At 40.5% G+C, this 5,618-nt stretch carries 6 protein-coding genes; 1 reads left to right on the top strand and 5 read right to left on the bottom strand.

Features of this window, described 5'->3' with window-relative positions; genetic code table 11:
- The 5 genes from PR766_RS17890 to PR766_RS17870 form a co-directional block, all read right to left on the bottom strand.
- The coding region (locus tag PR766_RS17890) for a DUF932 domain-containing protein (RefSeq protein WP_272518487.1) at window positions 1-394 on the bottom strand (394 nt) is incomplete at its 3' end.
- A gap of 13 nt (window positions 395-407) precedes the next feature.
- The gene (locus PR766_RS17885) at window positions 408-833 is read right to left on the bottom strand and encodes an antirestriction protein (RefSeq protein WP_154635805.1); all 426 of its coding nucleotides are present in this window, start codon (window positions 831-833) and stop codon (window positions 408-410) included.
- Window positions 834-1,700: 867 nt separating this feature from the next.
- Window positions 1,701-2,174 carry a hypothetical protein gene (locus tag PR766_RS17880; RefSeq protein ID WP_154635804.1) on the bottom strand — a complete coding sequence of 158 codons (474 nt, stop codon included), beginning with the start codon at window positions 2,172-2,174 and terminating at the stop codon, window positions 1,701-1,703.
- 73 nt (window positions 2,175-2,247) lie between these two features.
- On the bottom strand, window positions 2,248-2,877 hold the full coding sequence (locus tag PR766_RS17875) for a hypothetical protein (RefSeq protein WP_154635803.1): 630 nt from the start codon (window positions 2,875-2,877) through the stop codon (window positions 2,248-2,250).
- A 111-nt stretch (window positions 2,878-2,988) separates the two neighbouring features.
- Window positions 2,989-3,936: a helix-turn-helix transcriptional regulator gene (locus tag PR766_RS17870; RefSeq protein WP_230086685.1), complete on the bottom strand. Its 948-nt coding sequence runs from the start codon at window positions 3,934-3,936 to the stop codon at window positions 2,989-2,991.
- 179 nt (window positions 3,937-4,115) lie between these two features.
- Here PR766_RS17870 and PR766_RS17865 point away from each other — a divergent pair, with 179 nt between their 5' ends.
- Window positions 4,116-5,111 (top strand): YbgA family protein, encoded by a 996-nt coding sequence (locus PR766_RS17865; protein WP_154635807.1) that lies wholly within the window; start codon window positions 4,116-4,118, stop codon window positions 5,109-5,111.
- Window positions 5,112-5,618: the final 507 nt, after the last annotated feature.

The following is a 5,618-nucleotide window of genomic DNA, read 5'->3' as shown; positions in this document are numbered from 1 at the left end:
CTCCGCACACTAAACCATTTTGACATACAGCTCTAAAGAGTCCCGGTAACATCTGATAGCTGTTTGAGCCATCATGGCTATTTAAGAGAATAATTTCAGGGAATCGTATATCCGTGATTTGGTCATGACTTCGGAGGCGTAACATGTGCTTGGTGTGCTCTCGACGGCTGGCATCACGTACACGAGTTTGACAAGCAAAGAACGGATAAAAGCCTTCTTTTTGCAAGCTATCGAGTAAGGTAATGGTTGGGATATAAGTATATCGGTCACTTCTGGATTCGTGTTTTTCTTCAGAGAAAACACTCGGCACAGTGCGAAACAATTCTTCAATGGCGAGTGGACGGTCACGACGAATACTGCTAGCAGAACCAAAACGCGATGCTAATAAACTCATGATAGACTCCTGATTAATCAATTAAGTGGAAAATGGCGGCAGATTCGAGATGTTGTAGCGCATAGTCACGTAGTCGATAAAAGAGGTCACACATCACTTCGCTTTCTGTTTGGAATGACCAGATGCTGTACAGGATAAGACACACCGCAATGCCTGCCGCTTCTTGGCTCACCGTGGCTTCATTGCCGTTGTTCATGTTGAATAGCGTTAAGGTGTCTGCGTTGATATCGGGGTAGATAAAGGCACCGCCATTACTGAGTATCCCGTACTCCCAGTAACCGCCATGATACTCATCGCAGAATTGGCCTATCGTGGTAAAGATCACCACTTCAAAGGTGGCCCAGTCTTTAACTGCACCAAAATGGTGGAACCAAAAATCAAGGCGTTGTTCATCAAGGAGGAGTGTCATTACTATAGCGGGTTCGGTTGTATTATTCATAAGTTGAAACTCCAAGAAAAAGAAATAAAAAAGCGCCAACCCCGTTAAGGACTGTCTCTTGATGTCATCAATGCTTTGTTAATTTAAGAAGCTAAAAGAAAAAACTCCACAGGGATTTAGCAACGGATACGATGCTATTTTTGGCAGTACTGATCGTACGTTTTATCAGAGGGGGAGAATGATATCGACTATGGTATTGATGATACCACTGGTACATTGTTCAAAATCATTAAGTACAAGGATTTTTATAGAGATGGTTCTATAAGTTGAGTGTAGTTGCCTAGCGATGCCACTACAGACTTATGCGGGTAATATCTGTATAAATTCAGTAGGTTATAGCCTTCCGTTGCAGGCGCGACTATCACAGGATGATGTGGCTTAAATGTGGTAATCACTGCTTGTATTTTTATATCAAGCTAGTAACTTGTTTAGAGCTGGCTGGTGGTAATCCTTATCTCAGTCAAATATCCCGAGAACCTGATTAGTGGCTTCAATGACTTTCAGGGGACAGGAGCAGCGATTCTGATTGTATGCTGTAATAGCACTCAATGGCATCAGAACCTGTCAAGGATCCGCAGAATACGGGTCATCAAAGCCGTTATTAACTCAGTGAAAAATACCGCAACCGCTTCTCTGACTATATTGATATAATCGTCATCATAGCCAGCGTGGCGAAAGTGAGTTTCAATAAACTGCTGTGCCTGACGGGCTCCGTACCCGTTAAGAACCTTGCCTAAGGCAGTGATAAGCATTTTCAAAAAGGACATAGTGAAACCTCAGAGCTACCAGTAGTAGCCTATAATAAAAAACGTAGGGGAATGTGAGCACATCCGTTTCAGACAAAACGGATGTTGTGAGGCGCTGATACTAATCCGCAGTGAGGGTTGTACAAACTGACATATCAGCGAGTACCTTATGAATATTGCTGGAGGAGGGTGTGAAACGGGCTACTTTTTTGTTGTTAATCCAGACTTCAAACGATGTTGCTTTTCTAACAGCATCAATGAATGATATCCATGCATTATCCCCATTACGCCAGCCTAAAGACGGGGGAACACCATACTGTTCATCGCTGGTAACCAGCGTGATCTGGGTATTTTCGTCATGTGAACTCAGTATTCTTCCATCCGGCAATGTGACCAGTACACTGTGTTGTAACACCTGAGTATCATCGGGATTACTGGTACAGCTAATATTCAACTCAGTGTCCTGTGAATCGGTGATGATATACTCAAACACACCCATGCCGTAGCCGGAACCCCAGATATTAGGTACGGCATAAGCGGTGGGGACAGCACTCAGCAGCGCAGCTGTGAGTGCAAGATATGATAATCTTTTCATGGTCTCTCCTTAATTATTACCGATAATTTAAATAGTTAATGACAGTATTTATATTCAGAGCCTTACCCCTGATTTATCGTGCGCGAAACATAGACAGAATATCGATAGAATAAAAATTATTTAATGATAACTCTCCCCGCTGAGCTGCATATACTCTTGCTATAGGGCGTAATAATTTATCTCCAATATGATTAATGACTCGGTTCACCTCTGGCGTATTACTGACTTCAGTCACCACCTGTCCCTTTGACTGATAGAGAGTATATTCTACCGTACCTGTGACGTGCCTAGTTTTTGCCATATCAATAGCTGTTTTATTCACATTCGCGATAAAACTTTTATTATTCTTGTAGCTGGGTTCTTTCATCGCCCTTTGGTTAATGTCATCAATCCTCTGTTTTAAATTGTTATTTTCATCATCGGATAGCATGGCTGTGAGATGTACCTTGCAAGTTAACGATTTAACATTCGGATTGCTATCAATAGCGATAGGGTTATCCCAAGTTATCTTCACAACATGACTCGTTAAACCAGACTGACTGTATGGGCGGAATGTTTTGAAGTCGACTTTATTTAAAGCGTTACTGACAATAACCTCGTTAACTGATTTTAGTACCTCTTCGTTTTCACACGAAAAATTATCTCCGCATCCCGTAAGGGTAGAGACGACGAGAAGAAATATCGCTGATTTAAACATTTTCATTTAATAATCCTTGATCAGAATAAATTGATTTTTTGAGGGGTAGGGTTGACCAGATATTTCATTTCTTCTTTTTTAAGAGATTTTGAATATACCTGCAGAGTGACAATTAACTTATTTATGAATAATCCCACTGATGTAATCAAAATGAGGAAGAGCACGCATAAATCTCGGATCCTGCAGGATACGATCAATATGCCTGTTCCGTGCAAAACTGCTGGCGGTCATCACCACATCGGTAATTGCTGAGAGGGTAAAAACCTGAATACGATCCTTTGATACTGCCGCCAGATACCACTCTCCGTCGTGGCAAATGAGCCTGTAAGGTGCGATTGATGACTGCAGATGTTCACGATGAAGAAAACGTATGAGGCGGTTACGGATAATGGACTGAACAATGACCTGAAAACCGTCAAATAATGCAGGAGCCTGCCGTGGCGGATCATTCCAGACAATACAGGGAGGGTCCTGACGGTTATCAAGTAGTACTGAAAGCAGTTTAGGATCCAGAACTGGAAAATAATGCGCCACGCTGGTTATCTGAGCAAAGCGCAGAATATCACTGTTAGTTCGGAAAGGCCCTCGTGCATCACGGAGACTAACGTGACCGTCGATATATTCAGTGTCGAGATAACGTAGACGCTCACGCAGGTCGCGCTGTACCGTACGACCAGAAACGCCAAACTCTTGTGCTAGTTGACTAATGTTGAGTGATTCGCCCATAAAGAGACGGCTGACAAGTATAGCGAGACGTATGGCTAACCTGTCATAGCGGTGTTCCTGTTTAGGCATGATAAATGCTCCCTGCAGAAAATAGCCGGACCAGCCAGCGGTCGGCAAAAAGTGGATTAATGGGAAATATGTCGCTGATAGAGTCAGGTCAGGATAATGCAGACCGGTATGGTGACTCGGTAAGCCGAGCCAGAAATGTTGAAAATCATTTATGCTGAAAAAAGAGGTTCGTAACGCTGTCTGTACTACCATGATGATAAGCTGAGGTGTTGGGTTGGTCAGATCAGGTTGTATATTGCGGGAAAAGGTAGCCAGCTCTTCTTGGGCCATCTGATCCAAGTTCTTCTCGCTTATGAGCCTCACTTCAGTGGGGCTTTTTTGTTTGTTTTATTAGAGTGTGAGGTAGTGATTTATAAAGCTAGTAAATAAAGTGCAATGTTACTAATATGAATTCAATTATTATTATAAATCAATTTCGTATATAAGTGATTTCATATAAGGTGGCAATGATGGTTAATCTTCTTACCTCTAGTGATATGAGCAATACATTAGGTAAAAAAATCACTGTAGGTATTAGCTCATGCTTATTGGGTGATAGCGTTAGATTTGATGGTGGTCATAAGCGCTTTCATTTTGCTGTAGATGAGTTATCAGATTATTTCGAATACCAACAAGCATGCCCAGAGATGGCAATTGGCTTACCAACACCTAGACCCGCATTGAGGCTAGTTAAATCTGAAGAAAATAACGTTAGACTCAAATTCAGTGATGGTCGGGAAGGCGATTTAACTGAAGAAATGGTTCAGTTTTCGAGCGCCTATTTGAGTGATCTTTCAGATTTAAGTGGTTATATTGTATGTAAAAACTCACCTAGCTGTGGCTTGGAAAGGGTTCGAGTGTATGATTCTGTTGGCAATGGTAATAAAAAATCTGGAATGGGGCTTTTTACTGAACAATTACTCAAAGTAATGCCTTGGTTACCAGTTGAGGAAGATGGTAGGTTAAGTGACCCCCATATTCGCGAAAATTTTATTATACGGGTATTTGCTCTTCATGAGCTAAATGAACTAAAGAAAAACTCCTTCAATCGTCACTCATTAATCGACTTTCATACTCGATATAAGCTCCTTTTATTGGCGCATTCACAACCTCTTTATCGAGAACTTGGTCGTTTTGTTGCTAGTAACAATGAATGGGATTCAATCGACTCTTATTTTGATGAGTATCGAAATAAGTTTATGAATTTATTACAGCACCAAGCAACTAGGCGCAATCATACTAATGTACTTATGCATATCCAAGGTTATTTTAAACGCTATCTAACATCAAACCAAAGACAAGCATTAAGCAAGTTAATCCTCGAGTATCGACAAGGAACACAGCCTTTATTGGCACCCTTAACATTAATAACGCACTATTTATCTGAATATCCTGATAACTATTTGAATAATCAAAAGTACTTTCATCCATATCCTCAGTCATTAAGGCTGCGGTATGGGTTATGATATTAAAAATAATACTCTAGAATTTCAAAGTTATTCATATGATTGGATTGTCCAGTCATATGAATATTGAACCTAAGAGCTATGTTAGCGTATAACCGTCGGGATGAACGAAATCATCCATATTTAAATAAATCACCTAGTGAGGCTTTTTCATATACAACCTCAGTTAATCAAATCAATACTGTTGCAAAAAATAATTGGGTTGATAAGAAATTGGCTATCAACATGATTTGTTTGAAAAAGTTATTGATGGTGAATGTGTGGTGTCTTAAGCAAAATCAACTCTTTTGCGGTGAGAGTGAAAATTAAATTTGCTATCCCTGTATTTGTGTGGCTTAATAATATCACTGGTTTGGAAGTACAGACCTATTTATGAAAGCAAGTTTTGAAAGTTCCCCGTTTAGCGTTATCCCATAGATACCCATTCGTAGTGAATTCCTCCTAATTAGTTCCATAAGTAACAAGAAACATCAAACCTATACGCCATGTGGCAACAATTAAAAATTC

It is taken from the genome of Providencia sp. PROV208 (genome assembly GCF_028479465.1).
Taxonomy (GTDB): Bacteria; Pseudomonadota; Gammaproteobacteria; order Enterobacterales; family Enterobacteriaceae; genus Providencia; species Providencia alcalifaciens.
Note: the sequence above shows the minus strand (reverse complement) of the source record. Positions and strands in the feature narration are given on the sequence as shown.

Coding starts and splice junctions, on each gene's coding strand:
- PR766_RS17885 (WP_154635805.1), bottom strand. CDS start 833: ATGAATAATACAACCGAACCCGCTATAGTAATGACACTCCTCCTTGAT.
- PR766_RS17880 (WP_154635804.1), bottom strand. CDS start 2,174: ATGAAAAGATTATCATATCTTGCACTCACAGCTGCGCTGCTGAGTGCT.
- PR766_RS17875 (WP_154635803.1), bottom strand. CDS start 2,877: ATGAAAATGTTTAAATCAGCGATATTTCTTCTCGTCGTCTCTACCCTT.
- PR766_RS17870 (WP_230086685.1), bottom strand. CDS start 3,936: ATGGCCCAAGAAGAGCTGGCTACCTTTTCCCGCAATATACAACCTGAT.
- PR766_RS17865 (WP_154635807.1), top strand. CDS start 4,116: ATGGTTAATCTTCTTACCTCTAGTGATATGAGCAATACATTAGGTAAA.